General features: G+C 72.3%; 16 protein-coding genes. 5 read left to right on the top strand and 11 right to left on the bottom strand.

Annotation, left to right across the window (positions count from 1 at the left end; genetic code table 11):
- Positions 1–34 precede the first annotated feature (34 nt).
- Both ASE15_RS08175 and ASE15_RS08170 read right to left on the bottom strand, forming a co-directional pair.
- Entirely contained in the window at positions 35–1,576 is a 1,542-nt protein-coding gene (locus ASE15_RS08175; RefSeq protein ID WP_082609110.1) for a UDP-N-acetylglucosamine 1-carboxyvinyltransferase, read from the bottom strand.
- Between the two features lie 123 nt (positions 1,577–1,699).
- Complete coding sequence (locus tag ASE15_RS08170) at positions 1,700–2,398, bottom strand: exonuclease domain-containing protein (RefSeq protein ID WP_056762562.1); 699 nt, start codon at positions 2,396–2,398, stop codon at positions 1,700–1,702.
- A 292-nt stretch (positions 2,399–2,690) separates the two neighbouring features.
- Between ASE15_RS08170 and ASE15_RS08165 the strand changes: the two genes are divergently transcribed.
- Together ASE15_RS08165 and ASE15_RS08160 are read left to right on the top strand one after the other, a co-directional pair.
- Positions 2,691–3,815, top strand: coding sequence for a GuaB3 family IMP dehydrogenase-related protein (locus ASE15_RS08165; protein WP_056653894.1), 1,125 nt, complete (start codon positions 2,691–2,693; stop codon positions 3,813–3,815).
- Positions 3,815–4,324, top strand: coding sequence for a GNAT family acetyltransferase (locus tag ASE15_RS08160; RefSeq protein WP_082618295.1), 510 nt, complete (start codon positions 3,815–3,817; stop codon positions 4,322–4,324). Before ASE15_RS08165 ends, ASE15_RS08160 begins: the two co-directional genes overlap by 1 nt.
- A gap of 103 nt (positions 4,325–4,427) precedes the next feature.
- On the opposite strand, the gene ASE15_RS08155 is transcribed toward ASE15_RS08160, so the two are convergent.
- A complete protein-coding gene (locus tag ASE15_RS08155) occupies positions 4,428–5,189 on the bottom strand; it encodes an SDR family NAD(P)-dependent oxidoreductase (RefSeq protein WP_056653897.1) in 762 nt (253 codons plus the stop codon).
- A gap of 93 nt (positions 5,190–5,282) precedes the next feature.
- Here ASE15_RS08155 and ASE15_RS08150 point away from each other — a divergent pair, with 93 nt between their 5' ends.
- Both ASE15_RS08150 and ASE15_RS08145 read left to right on the top strand, forming a co-directional pair.
- A complete protein-coding gene (locus ASE15_RS08150; protein WP_056762561.1) occupies positions 5,283–5,897 on the top strand; it encodes a TetR family transcriptional regulator in 615 nt (204 codons plus the stop codon).
- A 121-nt stretch (positions 5,898–6,018) separates the two neighbouring features.
- A complete protein-coding gene (locus tag ASE15_RS08145) occupies positions 6,019–7,656 on the top strand; it encodes a succinic semialdehyde dehydrogenase (RefSeq protein ID WP_056762733.1) in 1,638 nt (545 codons plus the stop codon).
- A 72-nt stretch (positions 7,657–7,728) separates the two neighbouring features.
- On the opposite strand, the gene ASE15_RS08140 is transcribed toward ASE15_RS08145, so the two are convergent.
- From ASE15_RS08140 to ASE15_RS08120, 5 genes are all read right to left on the bottom strand, one after another.
- Positions 7,729–8,466: a vancomycin high temperature exclusion protein gene (locus ASE15_RS08140; RefSeq protein WP_235534260.1), complete on the bottom strand. Its 738-nt coding sequence runs from the start codon at positions 8,464–8,466 to the stop codon at positions 7,729–7,731.
- A gap of 114 nt (positions 8,467–8,580) precedes the next feature.
- Positions 8,581–9,579, bottom strand: a complete 999-nt coding sequence (locus tag ASE15_RS08135; RefSeq protein WP_056762558.1) for a DUF4031 domain-containing protein — start codon at positions 9,577–9,579, stop codon at positions 8,581–8,583.
- A gap of 116 nt (positions 9,580–9,695) precedes the next feature.
- Positions 9,696–11,057, bottom strand: a complete 1,362-nt coding sequence (locus ASE15_RS08130; RefSeq protein WP_082618293.1) for an acetate/propionate family kinase — start codon at positions 11,055–11,057, stop codon at positions 9,696–9,698.
- Positions 11,054–13,255, bottom strand: a complete 2,202-nt coding sequence (gene pta / locus ASE15_RS08125; RefSeq protein WP_056653906.1) for a phosphate acetyltransferase — start codon at positions 13,253–13,255, stop codon at positions 11,054–11,056. Before pta ends, ASE15_RS08130 begins: the two co-directional genes overlap by 4 nt.
- A complete protein-coding gene (locus tag ASE15_RS08120; protein ID WP_056653910.1) occupies positions 13,252–15,747 on the bottom strand; it encodes a phosphoketolase in 2,496 nt (831 codons plus the stop codon). Before ASE15_RS08120 ends, pta begins: the two co-directional genes overlap by 4 nt.
- Before the next feature lie 243 nt (positions 15,748–15,990).
- On the opposite strand from ASE15_RS08120, the gene ASE15_RS08115 reads away from it, so the two are divergent.
- Positions 15,991–16,968 carry an SURF1 family protein gene (locus tag ASE15_RS08115; protein WP_235534258.1) on the top strand — a complete coding sequence of 326 codons (978 nt, stop codon included), beginning with the start codon at positions 15,991–15,993 and terminating at the stop codon, positions 16,966–16,968.
- Here the strand turns inward: ASE15_RS08115 and ASE15_RS08110 are convergent.
- From ASE15_RS08110 to ASE15_RS08100, 3 genes are all read right to left on the bottom strand, one after another.
- On the bottom strand, positions 16,949–17,659 hold the full coding sequence (locus ASE15_RS08110) for a YceI family protein (RefSeq protein ID WP_056653913.1): 711 nt from the start codon (positions 17,657–17,659) through the stop codon (positions 16,949–16,951). The genes ASE15_RS08115 and ASE15_RS08110 overlap by 20 nt on opposite strands.
- 118 nt (positions 17,660–17,777) lie before the next feature.
- Positions 17,778–19,511 (bottom strand): ABC transporter ATP-binding protein, encoded by a 1,734-nt coding sequence (locus ASE15_RS08105; RefSeq protein ID WP_056653916.1) that lies wholly within the window; start codon positions 19,509–19,511, stop codon positions 17,778–17,780.
- A complete protein-coding gene (locus ASE15_RS08100; protein WP_056653919.1) occupies positions 19,508–21,370 on the bottom strand; it encodes an ABC transporter ATP-binding protein in 1,863 nt (620 codons plus the stop codon). Before ASE15_RS08100 ends, ASE15_RS08105 begins: the two co-directional genes overlap by 4 nt.
- Positions 21,371–21,412 lie beyond the last annotated feature (42 nt).

Genomic DNA, 21,412 nt, shown 5'->3' with positions numbered 1-21,412 from the left:
TGGGGGTCACGCCCGTTCCGGCATGCAGAGGCGGTCAGTCGCGGAACGTCTCGATCCGTGCGCCCAGCTCGATGAGGCGCTCCTGGAGCTGCTCGTAGCCGCGCGAGATGATGTCGACGTTGCGGAGCACCGAGGTGCCCTTCGCGGCGAGCATCCCGAGCAGGATCACGACCGCGGGGCGCAGCGCGGGCGGGCAGCTGACCTCGGCGCCCGACCAGTGGGTGGGGCCCGTGATGTCGAGGCGGTGCGAGTCGAGCAGCCGGACGTCGGCCCCGAGCCGGGTCAGGTCCGTCAGGTGGATGGCCCTGCCCTCGTAGACCCAGTCGTGGATGAGCGTGTGGCCGCTCGCGCACGCGGCGATGACCGCGAAGAACGGCAGGTTGTCGATGTTGAGCCCTGGGAACGGCATGGGGTGGATCTTGTCGATCGGGGCGTGCAGCTCGCTCGGGTGGACCGTCACGTCGACGAGGCGCGTGCGTCCGTTGAGCGCCAGGTACTCGGGCGTGAGCGAGTAGCGCAGCCCCATCTCGGAGAGCGTCGCGAGCTCGATCTCCATGAACTCGATGGGCACGCGGGCCACGGTGATCTCCGAGCCGGTCACGATCCCCGCGGTCAGCAGGCTCATGGCCTCGACCGGGTCCTCGGAGACCGCGTACTCGACGTCGGCGTCGATGTCGGTGCGGCCGTGGATGCGCAGGGTCGTGGTGCCGATGCCCTCGATGCGGACCCCGACGAGCTCGAGGTAGAAGCACAGGTCCTGGACCATGTAGTTGGGGCTCGCGTTGCGGATCGTGGTGACGCCGTCGCGCGACGCGGCCGCCATGATCGCGTTCTCCGTGACGGTGTCGCCGCGCTCGGTCAGGACGACGCTCAGGTCCTCCGAGCCGCCCGGGGTCACGAGGGCCTCGTAGTTGCCCGACGCCGCCGTGACCGACAGCCCGAACGGGCGCAGCGCGATCATGTGCGGCTCGACGGTTCGCGTGCCCAGGTCGCAGCCCCCGGCGTAGGGGAGGGCGAACTCGCGCTCGAGGCCCAGGAGCGGGCCGAGGAACATGATGATCGATCGAGTGCGACGAGCCGCGTCGACGTCGATCGAGGCCAGGTCGAGCTGCTCGGGCACGACGATCTCGAGGTCGCGGCCGTCGGTCGACCAGGTCGCCTGCACGCCGATGCTGCGCAGGACGTCGACGATGCGGTCGACCTCGACGATGCGGGCGACGCGCCGCAGCGTGGTCCGGCCGCGGTTGAGCAGCGACGCGCAGAGCAGGGCGACGGCCCCGTTCTTCGAGGAGTTGACCTCGATGCGTCCGGACAGCTCGTGCCCGCCGCTGACCCGCAGGTGCGAGTGCTTGGGGGCTCCGAACGTGATGATCTCGGAGTCGAGGGCTGCGCTGATCCGCGCGAGCATGTCGAGGCTCACGTTCTGCGAGCCCTGCTCGATCCGGTGGATCGCGCTCTGGCTGGTGCCGAGCCTCTCGGCGAGCTGAGCCTGGGTCAGGCCCTTGTTCTGGCGCGCGCCGCGGATGAGCGCGGCGACCTGTGCGAGGTGCTGGGGTGCTTCGTCGACCATGGTCATGGACCGACCGTAACTCATGCATGAGATATTGACGCGTCGATCCTGGCGCGTGGCGGCAGTTTCACGAGATCATCACGCCTGGCTCATCTGTTCTATGAGTTCAAGACGGTGTGTCGCCGCTGGTCAGGACGGCCAGGCGGTGCTGGCTCCCGCCCCGACGTACCCCTGCTGCTGGCGCCAGGAGTTGAAGTTCTCCGCCCAGGCGCGGTGGGCCGTGATCTGGTGACGGTGGAGCGCGTCCAGGTCCTGGTCCACGATCTCCGGGAACGTGCGGGTCATGGCCTCGAGCACGTCGAGGGTCGCCAGGACGTCGACGTCCGCGGTGTGCAGGTTGCCGCCGTCGAACACGCCGTAGTGCGCGCACAGGTCGCCGAGCTTGCGCTTGCCCTTGCGGTAGCGGTCGAGCGAGCGGTCCAGCACGAGCGGGTCGATCACGGGGGTGACCTCGCGGCCCAGGCGCTCGCCGAGCGTCGGCAGCCCGTGCCGCGTGAGCTCGGCGTCGAGCAGCGAGAGGTCGAACGCGGCGTTGAACGCGACGACGGGTACCCCCAGCGCGAGGTCCGCGGCGATGAGCGACGCGATCTCCTCGAGCGCCGGGCCCGGGGCCTCCCCGTGCTCGACCGCGTGCTCGGTCGAGATCCCGTGGATCGCCGCGGCCTCCGCGGGGATGGGGACGCCCGGGTCGATCAGCCACGTCCGTACCTCGGTGCTCTCGCCCGGCACGCGCCGGACGAGGGCCGCGGTCACGATGCGGTCGTTGTGGACGTCCACGCCGGTGGTCTCCGTGTCGAAGCCCAGCAGGGGCCTGGTGGTCCAGCTCATCGTCGTGCTCCTTGCGGTGGTCCTGTGGACGGCGGGCCCGGCCGACTGCGCCGTGCCCGACCTGTCCTGGTCTCTGGTGGTGAGCATGCCAGCGGCCACTGACACGGGCGCCCGCGCGTGGCACGGGGCGCGTGCGCGTCATCCAGGGTGAGGCCGGGCCCCGTCCGGCACCGCGGCAGCCTCGTCGGCCCGGTCCGTCTGGCGGGCTCCAGGGTGCCCGGGGCTGGACGTGCGGAGTCCACCCGGCGGCACGGGCGGGCGGGGGAGCGGCGTGGGCCGGTATCCTCGTCGGGTGAGCAACGAGATCGAGATCGGTCGTGGCAAGCGCGGACGGCGCGCCTTCTCCTTCGACGACATCGCCGTGGTCCCCTCCCGGCGTACGCGTGACCCGGAGGACGTGTCGGTGGGGTGGCAGATCGACGCCTACCACTTCGACCTGCCGATCCTGGCAGCACCCATGGACTCCGTCATGAGCCCGTCGACCGCGGTCGCCCTGGGCAACGCGGGTGGCCTGGGTGTCCTGGACCTCGAGGGCCTGTGGACGCGCTACGAGAACCCGGAGCCGATCCTCGCGGAGATCGCGACGCTCGACGCCGCGAGCGCGACGCGCCGCATGCAGGAGGTGTACGCCGAGCCCATCAAGGCCGAGCTGATCACCCAGCGCCTGAAGGAGATCCGCGCGACGGGCGTCACGGTCGCCGGCGCGCTGTCCCCGCAGCGCACGCAGGAGTTCTACAAGACGGTCGTGGACGCCGGCGTGGACCTGTTCGTCATCCGTGGCACCACGGTCTCGGCCGAGCACGTCTCGGGCAACGCCGAGCCGCTCAACCTCAAGCGCTTCATCTACGAGCTGGACGTCCCCGTGGTCGTCGGTGGCGCCTCGACGTACACCGCGGCCCTGCACCTCATGCGTACGGGTGCCGCGGGCGTCCTCGTCGGGTTCGGCGGCGGCGCGGCGCACACGACGCGCGTGAGCCTCGGCATCCACGCCCCCATGGCGACGGCCGTCGCGGACGTCGCGGCTGCCCGCCGCGACTACCTCGACGAGTCGGGCGGCCGGTACGTGCACGTCATCGCCGACGGCGGCGTGGGCCGCTCGGGCGACCTGGTCAAGGCCGTCGCGTGCGGTGCGGACGCCGTGATGCTGGGTGCCGCCCTGGCGCGCGCCTCCGAGGCTCCCGGGCGTGGTTGGCACTGGGGTTCCGAGGCGCACCACCCGCAGCTTCCCCGCGGCGAGCGTGTGAGCGTCGGCACGGCCGGCACGCTCGACGAGATCCTGTTCGGCCCGGGCCGCCAGGCCGACGGCACGCTCAACCTCGTGGGTGCGCTCAAGCGCGCCATGGCCACGACGGGCTACTCCGACCTCAAGGAGTTCCAGCGCGTCGAGGTCGTCGTCTCGCCGTACCAGCCGCGCTGATGGCTCCGGGCCGCATCCGCGACGGGGTCGCTCTCACGAACGCCCTCGCCGCGGGTGCGCCCGACGCCGCGACCGAGCACCTGCGGGTCGGCGGCGTGGACTTCCGTGAGATCGCCGACGACGACGTCGAGCAGGTCGTCGCCCTGTGGGACCAGTGCGGTCTGGTGCGCCCGTGGAACGACGCCCACCGGGACGTCGCGGACGCGCGGGCCAACCCGACGTCCACCGTCCTGGTCGCGCACGGCGAGGGCGGGGCCGTCGTCGCGACGGCGCTGGCCGGCTACGAGGGGCACCGCGGCTGGATCTACTACGTGGCGGTGGCGCCCGCGCTCCGGGGCGCGGGACTCGGCAGGGATGCCGTCGTGGCGGCCGAGGCGTGGCTCGTGGCAGCCGGTGCCCGCAAGGTGCGGCTCATGGTCCGCACGACCAACGCCCCCGTCCTGGGGTTCTACGAGCAGCTGGGCTACTCCGACGCCGAGTGCACGGTCCTGGGGCGAGACCTCGTCTGAGCCGGACCAGTGCGTCGGGACCGGCGCCGAGCCCGAGCGCGACCGGTCGGCTCGACCGAGCCGACCGGTCGCGCTCCGGTCCGCGCCCCTGGAAGGTGTGCCGTCAGATCGTCGACCAGCCGCCGTCCGACATCAGGAGTGCGCCGTTGACGTTGGCGGAGTCCTCGGACAGCAGCCACGTGATCGAGGCCGCGAGCTGCTCGGCGGTCGCGGGCGCGGGCACGGTCGCCTGCATGATCGGGCCCAGGCGCTGGGCGCCCAGCTCGGAGCGGAACGGCGCCTCGATGTTGGTCGCGACGGCCCCCGGGGCGACCGCGTTGACCCGCACGCCTGCCGGGCCGTAGAAGAGCGCGGTGCTCTTGGTGAGGCCGACGACCGCGTGCTTGGAGGTCGCGTAGGGCGTGCCCGACGCGCCGGCGCGGATGCTGGCCTCGCTCGCGACGTTGACGATTCGTCCGTGGCCAGCCTCGACCATCGCGGGCAGCACGGCGCGCATGAGCTTCATGGGTGCGGTCACGTTGATGCGCAGGACACGCTCCCACAGGGCGTCGTCGATCTCTGCCGTGGGGACGAACGCGTCCATGATCCCGGCGTTGTTGACGAGGCCCGTGATGCGCCCTTCGCCGACCTCGACGATCTGCGCGATCACCGCGTCGTCGGACACGTCGCCCACGACGGTCATCAGGGGGGCGTCGCCGACCTCTACGCTGAGCGCATCGAGCCGTTCGGCGTCGAGGTCGCTCGCGATGACGCGGGCGCCCTCGGCGAGGAGCCGGGTCGCGGTGGCCTTGCCGATGCCGGAGCCTGCGCCGGTGACGACGACGGTCGCTCCTGCGAAGCGGTTCGGGATGGTCGACGTGGTCATGATGGGGTCCTTCCGCCGGATGGAGGGACCGGGTGTGGCCCCTGCTACCTTTTTAACACTGAGTGCCATAAAGAAATGCCTCGAGGAGATGTGATGTCGGAGACAACCGCGCGCCGAGGTCGGCCGGCCACCGTCGACCGGGACCGGGTGGCGGCCACGGCCCTGCGCCTCTTCACCGACGAGGGGTTCGGCAACGTGACGATGGACGACGTCGCGCAGGCGTGCGGCGTCGGCCGTCGGACCTTGTTCCGCCTGTTCCCCTCCAAGGCCGCGATGGTCTGGGGCGGGTCGGGCGAGGCCCGCGAGACCATCACGGGCGCGCTCGACGCCGCGGGCGACGTCGGGCTGCCCGAGGCCCTCGACGTGGTGCGGGACGCGTTCGTGGCGTCGTCGACCTTCCCGCCCGAGGCGCTCGAGGTCACGCGCCAGCGGCTGTGCCTCATCGCGGCGGACGAGGAGCTCCTCTCCTGGGGCACGTCGAGCATCGGGACCTCGGCCGTCCTGGTCGCGGAGTTCCTGGGGCGGGCCGAGGGGGCTGAGCAGCCCTCGTTGCGCGCCCGGTCGCTGGCCGGGGCCTGCGCTGCGGCGAACTTCGCAGCGCTCGTCTGGTGGGCGCAGTACGCCCCCGGGCGGGACCCCGCCCGGGTCGTCGAGGAAGCGCTCACGCACCTGCTCGACGGCGCGCGCACCTGGGCCGCGCAGGCCTGAGCAGCGGGGGCACCGGCTGCCGGGCCCGCCGCGCCTCCCGGCACTGCGCCCGGACGGTGAGGCCAGGGGGATTGTGTGAAGGATGTCCTGCGTGGGGGTGGCGACGCGTAACCTGTCACGCATGGCAAGCGAACCAGCCGACGGCGGCCAGGGCGGCAGCGCCGCGATCGACGGACTCATCGACCCCGAGGACCCCTCGGCCACGTACGTCCTGGAGCCCGACGTCGTCGCTCCCCTCGTGGCCCGGATCGTCACCTCCCACACCGCGGGCGACCACCGCTCGCTCCTCCCGTTCACGGGCGCCCCGCTCGCGGCGATCCCCCTGTCCTCGGTCGAGGACGTGGCGGACGCGGTCGGGCGCGCTCGGCGTGCGCAGCGCTCGTGGGCGCACACCACGGTCGCCGAGCGCGCGGCCGTGCTCCTGCGCTTCCACGACCTGGTCCTGGAGCGGCAGTCCGAGGTCCTGGACCTGCTGCAGATGGAGACCGGCAAGTCGCGGCGCAGCGCGTTCGAGGAGGTCGCGGACATCGCCCAGGTCACGCGGCACTACGGCGTGCGGGCGGGCGCGTACCTCGCGGACCGTCGCGTGGGTGGCATGCTCCCGGTCCTGACCCGGGCCACGGTGCACCGCCGGCCCGTGGGGGTCGTCGGCGCCATCGCTCCCTGGAACTACCCGCTGACTCTCGGTCTCGCCGAGGCCCTGCCCGCGCTCGTGGCGGGCAACGCGGTCGTGCTCAAGCCGGACCCGCAGACGTCCCTGACCGCGCTGTGGGCCGCCGAGCTCCTCGAGGAGGCCGGGCTGCCCGGCGACCTCTTCCTCGTCGTCGCGGGCGGCGGCGACATCGGTGCCGCCCTGACCGGCCACGTCGACCACATCGCCTTCACGGGCTCGACCGCGACGGGGCGCAAGGTCGCCGCACAGGCGGGCGAGCGCCTCATCGGGACCACGCTCGAGCTCGGCGGCAAGAACCCCCTGTACGTCGCGGCGGACGCGCACGTCCCGTCGGCCGCCCAGGGCGCGGTCCGCGCCTGCTTCTCGAACAGCGGCCAGCTGTGCGTCTCGATCGAGCGCCTGATCCTCCACGAGGACATCGCCGAGGAGTTCCTCGACGCGTTCGTCCCGCTCGTGCGCGGGCTCACGCTCGGGACCGCGCTCGACTACTCGGTCGACATGGGCTCGCTCACGTCCCAGGCACAGCTCGACCGTGTGGTCGCGCACGTCGACGACGCCCTGGCGCAGGGCGCGCGGGTGCTGGCAGGCGGTGTCCACCGCGCGGACATCGGCCCCTTCTTCTACGCGCCCACGGTCCTCGACCACGTCCCGCCCACCGCGGACTGCGCCCACGAGGAGACGTTCGGCCCGGTCGTCTCGGTGACCCGCGTGCCCGACGACGCGACCGCGATCCGCGTCATGAACGACTCCGAGTACGGGCTCAGCGCGAGCATCTGGACCCAGGACACGGCCCGTGGGCGCCGCCTCGCGGCGCAGGTCGAGGCCGGCGCCGTCAACATCAACGACGGCTACGCCTCGGCGTTCGGGTCGGTCTCGGCCCCCATGGGCGGATTCAAGTCGTCGGGCCAGGGGCGCAGGCACGGACGCGAGGGCATCGAGGCGCTCACCGAGCCCCAGACGATCGTGGTCCAGCGCGGGGTGTCCCGCGGGCTGAGCTTCGACACGCTGTACGCCCAGCCGGGGGACCGGCCCAGCCGGTTGCTCACGGCCGCGTTCTCGGTCATGAAGAAGCTGCGCCTGCCGTAGCGGCGTCGCACCGGCCGACACCCACGGCAGAGCGCCCGTCCCGTCTCCGGGACGGGCGCTCTGCCGTGGGTGTCAGGGCGCCGTGGAGAGCGACTCCAGGGCGTCGGTGACCGCGGTCTCCTTCGTGCCAAGGTGCACGGGCTCGCGGTGCGTGACGGCGTCCCAGGCTGCCTTGAGCGAGGCCGGCACCTCGCGGACGCGGTACATCACGGCCTTCGCGGGCTCGACGCTCGTCGAGGAGACGCCCACACCCACGGCATCGATCCCCGCCCGCGAGCACGAGAACAGGGCACGCGGCAGGTGGTAGTCCTGCGTCACGACCACGGCCTCGGTGACCCCGAAGATCTCGCGCGCACGGACGCACGTGTCGTGGGTGTCGAACCCGGCGAAGTCGCGGACGACGTGCTCGGCCGGGACACCCTGCTCCACGAGCCAGTCGAGCATCGCGGTCGGCTCGTCGTACCCCTCGCGGGAGTTGTCGCCGCTCACGAGGACGACCTGGACCTTCCCCTGCTCGTAGAGCTCGCGGGCCGCGTCGAGGCGGCGACGCAGGAAGGTCGACGGCGACCCGTCGGGTCGCAGGCCCGCGCCGAGCACGAGGGCTACGGGGCGGTCGGGCGTCGAGGCGACGCCGGGGCTGACCCGGGACTGACCGCTGACCTGCACCCAGGCGAGCGGAGCCGCGACCACGAGCACGAGCGCGGCAGCGCCGAGCGCGAGCACGCGCCGACGCCGTCGAGAGGTCGGGACGGGCGGGGCTGTCTGTTCCGTCGACTCCGTCGGTGCCGTGCTCCCCTGCAGTTCGCTCACGCGGGCGAGCCTAGCGGCCGGTCACGGGTCAGGGGCCTCGCCACCGCGCGCGTCGCCGCCTGACGTCGAGGCCGGGCCGCAAGGACCCGACGAGACTGTGACCCGGGGGAGCGGTCAGACGGCTCCCGGGGCCCCGAGGAGACCCGCGAGCTCGGTCCGGAGGTTCTCCTCGGCGCGCGCGGCCCAGCGTTCGCGCCCGAGCGGCGTCCGGAAGAGCTCCGGCAACGCGAGGAGCTGCTCGAGCACCGCGGCGCGTCCTGCGCGGAAGAGGTCGTCGGGGACGTGCGCGTACTCCGCACGGACCTGGCGCACGTAGCGGGCGTAGCGGTCGGGCATGGCGCCGAGGATCGCGAGGTCCGCGTCGCACACGAGTGCGCCCGCGGTGTCGCCGGGGGAGGGGTCGTGGCTCGCGGTGAGCCGGACGAGCCGGGCGACCTCCGCCACGTCGTCGGCCGTGAGGTGCGTGCTGCCTGCGGCGGGGTCCGCGCCCGGGCCGGGCGTCGTCGTCGGGCCGGCGACCAGCGGGCCGAGGCTCGCCACCGCGAGCGCAGCGGACGCCTCCTCGTCGTCGCCCGCGACGCCCTCGTGGACCGCGTCGTGGAACCACAGCGCGAGCTGCGCACGCAGCGACGTGCCCGACGGCGCCGGCTCGCCGCGCGCAGGTACGCCCGGCGAGCGTCCCTCGAGGACAGCGAGCGAGTCGAGCACGTGCACCAGGTGCGAGGGGCCGTGGTAGGCGCGGTGCGGCTCGTGCCACCGGCGCACGAGGTCCGCGCCGACCTCGGTCGCGCCCGGGACGCCCGGCAGGAGCGTGTCCCAGCGGGCCCCGAGCGCGGCGGCCTTCGCGGCCCCGCGCTCGCGCGCAGGGACGCGCAGGCCCGAGGCGCGCAGCCGCACGATGAGCTCGCGGCCCGAGACCTCGTGCGCGCCCGCGGCGACGCAGTCCGCGTGCCGGTCGGCCGGGACGTCGTAGTGGTCGAGGTCGAACGCGCGCCGCCCCAGTCCCAGGCGCTCGGCGAACGCGTGCAGCTCGTCGAGCGAGGAGTCGGACACGAGGTGGGACCAGAGGGTCCCGTGGGCCGGCCAGGTCGGCGGGTCGATGAGAAGAGCCACGCCTCGACCCTAGAGGGTCGAGGCGTGGCTCGGGTCGTGCGCCGGCAGTGCCGTGCCGGTGCACTGTCGTCGTCGGGCGGTGCTCCCTGCCCGACGGCGTCAGCGGGGTGGTGAGGTCAGCTCTCCACGGCGAGGGTCGGCTCGGACGCGCCGTCCTCGGCCGGGACCTCGGTGGCCACCGTCTCGGAGGCTAGCGCAGCCGGCGGGAACGTGACAGGTCGACCCGCCTTCTCGGTCTCCTCGACGACCTCGACGCTCAGGCGGGCGATCGCGAGCTCCTCCATGGTGGGGACGACCATGACGAGCGTGCTCGTCCAGTCGGGCGAGATGACGCGCGGCTCCCTGCTGCGGACCGCGTTGCGCTCGGGGTCGACCGCGATGCCCAGCCCTGCGAGCCCCTCGACGACCTGGGCGCGCACGATGTCGTCGTTCTCGCCCACGCCCGCCGTGAAGGCGATCACGTCGATGCGCCCCAGCACGGCCATGTACGCGCCGATGTACTTGCGCAGGCGGTGGATGTAGACGTCCAGGGCCAGCCGGGCGTCCTCGTCTCCCGCCGCGATGAGCTCGTGCAGCGCACGGAAGTCGTTCTCCCCCGCGAGGCCCTTGATGCCCGAACGCTTGTTGAACAGGTCGTCGAGCTCGTCGATCGACATGCCCGCGTTGCGCGCGAGGTGGAAGATGACCGCGGGGTCGATGTCCCCGGTGCGGGTCCCCATGACCAGGCCCTCGAGCGGCGTCAGCCCCATCGAGGTGTCGACCGCGATCCCGCCGCGCACGGCCGATGCCGACGCGCCGTTGCCGAGGTGCAGGACGATGATGTTGAGGTCTTGCAGGCGGCGGCCCAGGACGCGCGCGACCTTGCCCGACACGTAGTGGTGGCTCGTGCCGTGGAAGCCGTACCTGCGCACGCCGTACTTCTCCGCGGTCTCCTTCTCGAGCGCGTAGGTCGAGGCGGCCTTGGGCAGCGACGAGAAGAACGCGGTGTCGAACACCGCGACGTGCGGGACGTCGGGCAGGAGCCGGCGCGCGACCGAGATGCCCGTGACGTTGGCCGGGTTGTGCAGCGGCGCGAGCGGGGCCAGGTCGAGGATCTGGCGCTCCACGTCGTCGTCGACCAGGACCGGACGCGAGAACGTCGCGCCGCCGTGCACCACGCGGTGCCCCACGGCGTAGACGTTGGCGTCCGCGAGCCGCGGCCCGACCTCGTCGAAGAGCGAGAGCGCGATGCGCAGCGCCTCGCCGTGGTCCGCGACGTGCTCCTCGCGCGTCGTCGTGTTCCCCGCGAAGCGGTGCTTGATGACCCCGCTCGACTCGCCGATGCGCTCGATCGTCCCGGCGGCGATGGCCTCGCCGCCCACCGGGTTGACCAGCTGGTACTTGAGCGAGGACGAGCCCGAGTTCATCACGAGCACCGAGCCGTGCGCGCCGTACGCCGAGTACGGGTTGGTGCGCTCGTGCTCCGGGAGGACGGTCATGCGGATGCTCCGTTCGTGCTGGTCAGGGCGGTCGACCCTGCCTGTGCCTGGATGGCCGTGATGGCCACGGTGTTGACGATGTCCTGGACCAGGGCACCGCGCGAGAGGTCGTTCACGGGCTTGTTGAGGCCCTGCAGGACCGGTCCCACGGCCACCGCTCCGGCCGAGCGCTGCACGGCCTTGTAGGTGTTGTTGCCCGTGTTGAGGTCCGGGAAGATGAAGACGGTCGCCTTGCCGGCCACGTCCGAGCCCGGCATCTTGGAGGCCGCCACCGAGGCGTCCACCGCGGCGTCGTACTGGATGGGGCCCTCGACGAACAGGTCGGGGCGACGGCTGCGCACCAGCTCGGTCGCGGAACGCACCTTGTCGACGTCGACGCCCGAGCCGGACTCGCCCGTCGAGTAGGACAGCATCGCGACGCGCTGGTCGATCCCGAACTGCAGCGCCGTGGCCGCGGACGAGATGGCGATGTCCGCGAGCTGCGTGTCGGTCGGGTCGGGGTTCACGGCGCAGTCGCCGTAGACCAGGACCCGGTCCTCGAGGCACATGAGGAACACCGACGAGACGACCGAGACGCCCGGGACGGTCTTGATGATCTCGAACGACGGCTTGATGGTGTGCGCCGTGGTGTGCCGGGCGCCCGAGACCATGCCGTCTGCCAGGCCGAGGTGGACCATCATGGTGCCGAAGTAGGACACGTCCGGCACGATCTCGCGTGCCCGCTCGACCGTCATGCCCTTGTGGGCGCGCAGCCGCGTGTACTCCTCGGCGAACCGCTCGACGAGCTCGGGGTCGTGCGGGTCGATCACGGTCGCGGCGTCGATGTCGAGGCCCAGCTCGGTCGCGCGCGCCCGGATCGACTGCTCGTCGCCCAGGATCGTGAGGTCCGCGACCTGACGGCCCAGGAGCGTCGAGGCCGCGCGCAGGATGCGGTCGTCCTCGCCCTCGGGGAGCACGATGTTCTTGCGGTCCGCGCGGGCCCGTGACAGGAGCTCGTACTCGAACATGAGCGGCGTGACGACCTCCGGGCGCGGGACGTCGAGCCCCGCGAGCAGCGCCGCGCCGTCGACGTTCTGCTCGAACAGCGCGAGCGCGGTGTCGACCTTGCGCTGCGACTCCTTGGACACCCGGCCTCGCGCGCGCGACGCGGCGCTCGCCGAGCGGAACGTCCCCAGGTCCGTGCGGATGATCGGCAGGCTCGGGTCGAGGGCCTCGACGAGGCGCCCGGTCGAGTCGGGCGGGTAGAACCCGCCGTTGAGGATGATGCCCGCGAGCGACGGGAAGTTGCGCGCCTGCTGGGCAGCGAGCAGCCCGATGAGGATGTCGCTGCGGTCGCCGGGCGTGATGACCACGGCGCCGTCGACCAGCTTGTCGAGCAGGTGCTCGAGCGACATGGCGCCCACGAGCACGTCGAGCACCTCGCGGCCGAGCAGCTCGGGGTCGCCCAGGGCGAGCTCGCCGCCCACGGCCTCCATGAGCGCGGCCACGGTGGGCGCGTTGAGGAACGGGTCCTCGGGGATGGCCCAGCCGGGCAGCGTGCCCGACGACAGCGTGGCCAGCTGGGCGCGCACGTCCTCGATGCTGGCCGGCAGGCAGCGGTTCGCGATGACCGCGATGGGCTGGGCGTGGTTCGAGCGCAGCTCGGACACGCTGACCTCGATGAGGTTCGCGATGGCCTCGGGGGAGCGCTCGCGGCCCGAGACGACCAGGAGCACGGGTGCTCCCAGGTTGGCGGCGATCCGCGCGTTGAACGCGAGCTCGGTCGGTCCCGCGACGTCGGTGTAGTCCGTCCCGACGACGACCACGAAGTCGCACTGCTTGGCGACCTCGTGGTAGCGCGAGACGATCTGCGCGAGCGCGGCCTCGGGGTCGGCGTGGACGTCGTCGTACGTGACGCCCATGGCCTCCTCGTAGGTGAGGTCGACGCCGTCGTGCGCGAGCAGGAGCTCGAGCACGTAGTCGCGGTCCTGCTCGCGTGAGCCGGCGTCGGCCGGTGCAGACCCACCCGGGGCGCCCACGGCCTCGACGGGGACCGTCGCCCCCGTGAAGGCGCTGGGCGAGGTCCTGGTCACGGGGCGGAAGACCCCGACCCGCTGGACCCTGCGGGTCAGCAGGTCGAGGACTCCCAGGGCGATCGTCGACTTCCCCGTCTCACCCTCGGGTGAGGCGAGGTAGATGGATCGGGCGGTGCTGGTCACTCGTTGTCGCCTCCGGTAGCGGCGGCCGCGTCGTACGCCGGCCCGCCTTCTGCAGTTGCGGTGTCGCCCGCGTCGGGCCACACCCAGTCACGGACCGAGGGGATGTCCTCGCCGTGCTCCCTCGTGTACTGACGAGCCTCGAGACGAGCGTCCACCATCTTCTGGCGCAGCCCGGCCGCCTTCGACCGCAGCGAGGGCACGCGGTCGATCACGTCGATCACCAGGTGGAACCGGTCGAGGTCGTTGAGCATGACCATGTCGAACGGTGTGGTGGTGGTGCCCTCCTCCTTGTAGCCGCGCACGTGGATGTTCTCGTGCCCGTTGCGGCGGTAGGTCAGGCGGTGGATGAGCCACGGGTAGCCGTGGTACGCGAACACGACCGGCTTGTCCGTGGTGAACAGCGTGTCGAAGTCGCGGTCGGAGAGCCCGTGCGGGTGCTCCTTCTCGTCCTGCAGGCGCATGAGGTCCACGACGTTGACCACGCGGACCTTGAGCTCGGGCAGGTGCTGGCGCAGCAGGTCTGCCGCGGCCAGGGTCTCGAGCGTGGGGACGTCCCCGGCGCAGCCGAGCACCACGTCCGGGTCCTCGCCCGGGACCTCGGTGCCCGCCCACTCCCAGATGCCCAGGCCGCGCGTGCAGTGCGCCACGGCCTGGTCCATGGTCAGGAAGTTCGGCGCCGGCTGCTTGCCCGCGACCACGACGTTCACGTACTGGCGCGAGCGCAGGCAGTGGTCGTAGGTCGAGAGCAGCGTGTTGGCGTCCGGCGGCAGGTAGACGCGGACGATCTCGGCCTTCTTGTTGACCACGTGGTCGATGAAGCCGGGGTCCTGGTGGCTGAACCCGTTGTGGTCCTGGCGCCACACGTGGCTCGAGAGCAGGTAGTTGAGGCTCGCGATGGGTCGGCGCCACGGGATGTCGTTGGTGACCTTGAGCCACTTGGCGTGCTGGTTGAACATCGAGTCGATGATGTGGATGAAGGCCTCGTAGCACGAGAAGAGCCCGTGGCGCCCCGTGAGGAGGTACCCCTCGAGCCAGCCCTGGCACTGGTGCTCGGAGAGCATCTCCATGACGCGACCCGCGCGCGCGAGGTGCTCGTCGACGTCGGGCCCGAAGAACTCGGCGTTCCACTGCTTGTCCGTGACCTCGTAGACCGCCTGGAGGCGGTTGGACGCTGTCTCGTCCGGTCCGAAGATCCGGAAGTTGTCCGGGTTGAGGCGGACCACGTCGGTCAGCCACTGCCCCAGGACCCTGGTCGCCTCGGAGAGTCCCGCGCCGGGGGCCGTGACCTCGACGCCGTAGTCGCGGAAGTCGGGCAGGCGCAGGTCCTTGAGGAGCAGGCCACCGTTGGTGTGCGGGTTGTCGCTCATGCGCAGCGTGCCGCGCGGGGCGAGCTGCGCGATGTCGGCGTCGAGCCGGCCCTTGTCGTCGAACAGCTCGTGGACCCGGTAGGAGTCGAGCCAGTCCTTGAGGTCCTGGAGGTGCTCGGGGGTGTCGCGCGCGCTCGCGAGCGGCACCTGGTGCGAGCGCCAGGAGTCCTCGGTCTTCTTGCCGTCGATGGACCTGGGTCCCGTCCAGCCCTTGGGCGTGCGGAACACGATCATGGGCCAGAACGGGCGCTCGTCGTTGCCCGCCGCGGCGTCGGCCTTGATCCGCGCGATGTGGTTGAGCACCTCGTCGAGCAGGGTCGCGAACCGGCGGTGCACCTCGTAGTGGTCCTCGCCGTCGAACCCGCCCGAGAAGAAGTAGGGCGTGTGCCCGTAGCCGACCATGAGGTCGTGCAGCTCGTCGTCGCTGATGCGGCCGAGGATCGTCGGGTTCGCGATCTTGTACCCGTTGAGGTGCAGGATCGGCAGCACGACGCCGTCGTTGACCGGGTTGACGAACTTGTTCGAGTGCCAGCTCGTGGCCAGCGGTCCGGTCTCGGCCTCGCCGTCACCCACGACCGCCGCGACCAGGAGGTCCGGGTTGTCGAACGCCGCGCCGTACGCGTGCGAGAGCGCGTAGCCGAGCTCGCCACCCTCGTGGATCGAGCCGGGCGTCTCCGGGGCCACGTGCGAGGGGATGCCGCCGGGGAACGAGAACTGCCGGAACAGGCGGCGCAGGCCCTCGGTGTCCTGCGTGATGTCGGAGTACACCTCGGAGTACGTGCCCTCGAGGTAGGAGTTCGCGACGAGGCCGGGGCCGCCGTGGCCGGGCCCCGTGACGTAGATCGTGGACTGCTCGCGCTCGACGATCGCACGGTTGAGGTGCGCGTAGAGGAAGTTGAGACCGGGCGTGGTGCCCCAGTGACCCAGGAGACGGGGCTTCACGTCGTCCCGGTCGAGGGGCTCGCGCAGCAGGGGGTTCGCGAGCAGGTAGATCTGCCCCACCGAGAGGTAGTTGGCCGCCCTCCACCAGCCGTCGACGCGGGCGAGGGTCTCCTCGGAGAGAGGGACGACCTCACCGGATCGCCAAGGTGTTCCTTCTGTCGGACGCGAGGTGGTCGTAGTCATCGCACGCTCCAGCTGTACCGGGGGATGGTGGCCCCTTCATACAACCCCATCGGTTGGGGTGACGCATGGTTTCGGTGGTCCCACGGAGTGTGAGGTGCGCCCGAAACGGCAGAAAAGGACGAAGGTCCCCGACCGGCTGGTCAGGAAGTCCCGATCGGGTCGTCGACGCGGCCGGGAGTGGTGTGGGTCACGTCTCCCCGCACGGATTCTCCGGGGCAACTCGCGCCCGGTTACCGTGGGGGCGTGTCCGACCAGGCCTCCCCTCGCCCAGGCTTCTGGGCCGTCGCCCGCAGCCCCCGCATGATCGGCTTCCTGCTGCTCTTCCTCCTCGCGGCGGGCGTGTGCGGACGGCTCGGGATGTGGCAGCTCGACCGCGCCTACGAGCGTGCCGAGCTCGCCCAGCAGCACGCCCTCGCGGAGGCCGAGGCGGAGGCCGAGGCCCAGGGGCCCGACGGGCTCGGTGAGCTCCTGCGTCCGCAGTCGACGTTCCCGGGCGAGCTCGTGGGGCGCAAGGTCTGGGTCGAGGGCGAGTACGAGGCCGAGGGGCAGCTCCTGGTCGCGGGCCGCGCGCTCGACGGCGAGACGGGCTTCCTCGTCCTGACGCCCCTGCGCGTGTCCGACGACGGGACGGGCGGCGAGTCCTGGGCCGACCTGTCCGGCTCGCCCGTCGTCCCGGTCGTCCGCGGCTGGGTCCCGACGGCGGACGCTGAGGACGACGTGGCCCTCGCCGTACCCTCCGGCCAGGTGCGCGTCACCGCGTACCTCCAGGCCTCGGAGGCCGACGGGACCGGAGGGCTGCCCGAGGGGCAGACCGACTCGATCTCGTCCGCGGCGCTCGCGAACGTGTGGGGCAACCCCATCTACGGCGGCTACCTCGTCCTGATCGACTCCGACCCGTCCCAGCTCGCGGCGTCCGAGGGCGGCCCGCAGGTGCTGCCCCGGCCCACGATCGAGGGCGGCACGGGCGTCAACGTCCAGAACGCGTTCTACGCGCTCCAGTGGTGGATCTTCGGGGCGTTCGCGGTCCTGCTGTGGGTCCGCCTGGTCCGCGACGAGGCGGCCGGTGGTCGCAAGCGCGGCGACGGCGTCTCGAGCGGGATCGCGGGGCTGCCCGACCTGCCGGCCGCGCCGCGGGGGACAGCGGGCGAGCCGGCAGGCGAGGCGCCGGGAGAGGCGGCCGGCGAGGCCCCGGACGGCCCCGTCAGGAACCAGAGGGCGTGAGCTCGAGCAGCAGCTCGACGGTCCCGGCGTCCTCGACCGTGACGAAGCCGAGGTTCGGCGCGCTCACGTCGTAGTCGGAGAACGTCACGGGGATGGACCCGCTGACCTGCGCCCCGCCGCCCACGGTCTGGGCGTCGAGGGTCACGGTGACCTCGTGCGAGACGCCCTTGATCGTGAGCGTCCCGGTCGCCTGGACGGTCGCGGTGCCGCTCGCGAGGCCCGACAGGTCGACGGGCGAGGTGAGGACGAACGTCGCGGTCGGGTGCGCCGAGGTGTCGAGGATCCCGAGGAACTGTCGGTCGCGGCCCGAGTCGTCGGTCTCGATGGTCGTCATGTCGACCTCGATGCTGGCCGCCGTGAGCGTGCCGCCCTCGATCGTCACCCCGCCGCGCACGTCGCTCGTCCGCCCGACCACGGTCACGTCCTGTCCCGAGAGGACCTCGTCCACGCGGTAGCCGGCCTGCGACCCGGTGTCGACGGCGTAGGTGCCGTCAGCAACAGGACCCGCCGTGCCGGCCGTGCCGCCCGAGTCGTCCGCGGAGTCCGACGACGCGCTGGGCGCGACCGACGTCAGGGCGAGCGGGGCGGCCTCGGTCCCGGCCTGCGAGCGGGCGTAGACCCAGGTTCCGCCCAGGAGCAGGGCGCCGCAGAGCAGCACGATCCCGATGGTCAGCGCGACGGTCTTCTTCATGGCAGCCCTACTCCCTAGTTGAACGATCAACTAAGCCTTGTCGGGTTGCCTGAGGATTGCCTGGGAGCAGGGCGTCGCGAGCGCTGTGAACCCGGGTGCCGTGCCGCGGGCCCGCCGACTACTCCTGCTGCCAGGAGTGCCAGAGGCGCGCGTAGTCGCCCCCTGCGGCGACGAGCTCCTCGTGCGGTCCGATCTCGGTGATGCGGCCCCCGTCGACGACCGCGACCCGGTCGGCGTCGTGCGCGGTGTGCAGGCGGTGCGCGATCGCCACGACCGTGCGTCCCTCGAGCACCGCGTTGAGCGAGCGCTCGAGGTGCCGGGCCGCCCGCGGGTCGAGCAGCGAGGTCGCCTCGTCGAGGATCAGCGTGTGCGGGTCGAGCAGCACGAGCCGGGCGAGCGCGACCTGCTGGGCCTGCGCCGGGGTCAGGACGTGGCCGCCCGAGCCGACCTCGGTCGCGAGGCCCTCGGGGAGCGACTCGACCCACCCGCGGGCGTCGACCGCGGCCAGCGCGGCGAGCAGCTGCTCGTCGTCCGCTCCCTCGTCGGCCAGGCGGAGGTTGTCCGCGAGCGAGCCCACGAACACGTGGTGCTCCTGGGTGACCAGGGCGACGTGGCGGCGCAGGTCGTCGAGCGGCAGGTCGACCAGGTCGACACCGCCCACCTGCACCGACCCACCCGTGGGTGGGTGGATGCCCGCGAGCATGCGGCCCAGGGTCGACTTGCCCGCGCCCGAGGGGCCGACCACGGCCAGGCGCTCACCGACGCGAAGGTCCAGGTCGATCCCGTGCAGCACGTTGTGCCCCGCGCGGTACGCGTACTCGACGTCTCGCGCCACGACGTGCTCGTCGGCGGGGACGTCGTCCCCAGCCTCGCGGTCGCTGTCGACGAGCTTGACGCCCACGATGCGGGCGAGCGACGTCGCCGCGACCTGGATCTCGTCGAGCCAGAAGATGAGCTCCCACACGGGCCCCGCGAGCTGGAACGCGTACATCGCGATGGTCGTCACGGCGCCGAGCGTCGCGTGCCCCGTGGAGATCATGTAGCCGCCCCACACGATGACCGCGACGGGCGCGAGGACGAACGTGAAGTCGACCGCGGGGAACAGCACGGTCCGCAGGTTCAGCGTGTACCTCTCGGCGGCGAAGGCCTCCTGCAGGTCCGCCTGGACCCGTGCCCGACGGCGTGCGCCCAGCCGCAGGGCGTCGACCGTCCGCGCACCCTCGACCGACTCGGTGATGGTGCCGTTGAGTGCCGCGTAGGCCGCGGACTCGCGCTGGTAGCCCGGAGAGGCCCGGCGCAGGTACCAGCGGGAGACGACGACCATGAGCGGCACGCCGACGAACAGCGAGACCGCGACGAGCGGCGACGTGAGCAGGCTCGCGACGACCGTGAGCAGGATGGTCACGACCGCGACGATCAGGCGCGGGACGCCGAACCGGACGGCGTGCTGGATGCGGTTGACGTCGTTCGTGGTGCGCGCGACGAGGTCGCCCGTGCCCGCGCGCTCGACGGTCGACAGCGGCAGGGTCGTGACGGTCTCGAGGAAGTCCTCGCGGAGCTCGGCGAAGACGGCCTCACCGAAGATCATCGAGGCCTTCTGGGCGTAGCGGATGAGCACGGCCTGGACGATGACCGCGACCACGCCGATCGCGATGACCTGGTTCACGTAGGTGGCCGTGGTGCCCTGGGTGACCGCGTCGACGAGCCTGCCCAGGATCCACGGGCCCGCGAGCCCCGCGACCGCCGCGACGGTGTGCAGGACCGCGAGCCCGATCAGCGTCCCGCGGTGCTCGCGGACCAGGTAGGCGGTGTGCTTGCGGACGGTGGGGCCGTCGGCGATGGGCAGCTTCATGACACGCCCTTCGAGGCGTCGGAGAGCTCGGGGGAGCTCGAGGTCAGGTGGTCGGTCCCGTGCGCGTCCTCGGCGACCTCGCCGGGCGGCGCGGCCGCGGGCTCGTCCATCGAGCGCCCGACGACGGCGCGGTAGCGCGCGGCCTGCTCGCCCTGGTGCGCGCCGCGCGGGCGGTGCAGGAGCTCGCGGTGCGTCCCGTGGGTCACGACGCGGCCGTCCTCGACGAACAGGACGTCGTCCACGTGGTCGAGCACGAGCGGGCTCGCGGTCACGACGAGCGTGGTGCGACCGCGCCGGACCTCGGCGAGGCGCTCGGCGATCCGTGCCTCGGTGTGGGCGTCGACCGCGCTCGTGGGCTCGATCAGGATCAGGATCTCCGGGTCGGTGAGGATCGCGCGGGCCAGCGCCACGCGCTGACGCTGGCCGCCGGACAGGGACCGGCCCTTCTCCGGGAGGTCGCCCGCGAGGCCGTCCGGGACCGAGTCCAGGACGTCGTGCGCGTCGGCGATCATGATGGCGCGCATCAGCTCGGCCTCGAGGTTCCCCCCGCGCACGTCGAGCTCCTCGCCGAGCACGCCCGAGAACAGGTGCGGCGTGGCCTCGGCGACGACGATGCGCTCGCGCACCACGTCCTTGTCGAGGTCCGCGAGCCGGACCCCGCCCAGGTGCACGGGCGTGCCCGCCTCCGCGACGTCGTCGAACCGGCCCATGCGCGTGGCGATGCGCGCCGACTCGTCCGGGTCCACGCTCACGAGCGCGACGACCCGGCCGGGTGCGAGCTCGACGCCGCTCGCGTCGTCGACCAGCACCGAGCCCACGGGCGGCGTCGCGGCCGTGCCGGGCGTCGCGCCCGTCGCGGGGACGACCGAGAGGACCTTGATGAGCTTCTTCGCGGCGACGTGCGCGCGCGTCGTGGCCTGGAGCGTCTGCGTCGCGATCTGCAAGGGCCACGACAGGAACGCCGCGTAGCCGTAGAACGCCACGAGCTGCCCCGGGCTGATCTCCCCGCGCACCGCGGCGTGCGCGCCCAGGTACAGGACCAGGGCCACGAACAGCCCGGGCAGCAGGACCTGGAGCGCGTCGAGGTAGGACTGCGTCGTCGCGACGCGCACGCCCGTGCGGCGCACGTCCTGCGACTGGGTCCGGTACCGGTCCGTGAAGACCTTCTCGCCGCCGATGCCGCGCAGGATCCGCAGGCCCGAGACGGTGTCCGCGCCGAGCGTCGTGAGCCGGCCCGAGGCCTCGCGCTGGGCGGCCTGGCGCTGCTGGAGCGGCTTGACGAGGAACGCGAGGATGCCCGCGACGACCGGCAGGCCCAGGACGACGACGAGCCCCAGCTGGAACGAGGTGCTCAGCATGATGCCCGCGACGACCGCGTACGCCATGAGCGAGCCCGCGAACCGCGCCGCGATCGCGTAGACCTCGCCCACGCGCAGGGCGTCCGACGCGACGGCCGAGACGACCTCTCCCGTGGGGAGCTCGTCGGTGATGGTGTGCCCCGAACGGGCCACGGTGTCCCCGACGAGCTGCGACGTGGTGAAGGCCGAGCGCAGCCAGTTCTCGATGTCGAAGCGGTGCCCCACCGCGGCGGCGGCCACCTGGACCACGCCGATCCCGAGCATGACCGCGGCCCAGCCCAGCAGGACTGCGCCGAAGCCCTCGCTCAGTCCTTCGTCGAGGGCTCGGCCGAGCACGTAGGGCATGACGGCCTGGCACCCGAACGTGACCATGCCGAGCAGGACGGCGATCGTGAGGATGCCCCACTGGCGGCGGGCGAGCCACCAGAGGAGGGCGCCAGGGCCGGTGAGCGGAGGGGTGCCCGGGTCGGGGAGGGGGAGGGGTCGCACGGTCACTAACATTAGGTGTGGCCACCGACACCGAGCCACGGATTTTCGCACAGC

Origin of the sequence: Oerskovia sp. Root22, assembly GCF_001429135.1 — a bacterium.
Lineage (GTDB): Bacteria > Actinomycetota > Actinomycetes > Actinomycetales > Cellulomonadaceae > Oerskovia > Oerskovia enterophila.
The sequence above is the reverse complement of the archived record's forward strand: the minus strand, read 5'-3'. Positions and strand labels throughout refer to the sequence as shown.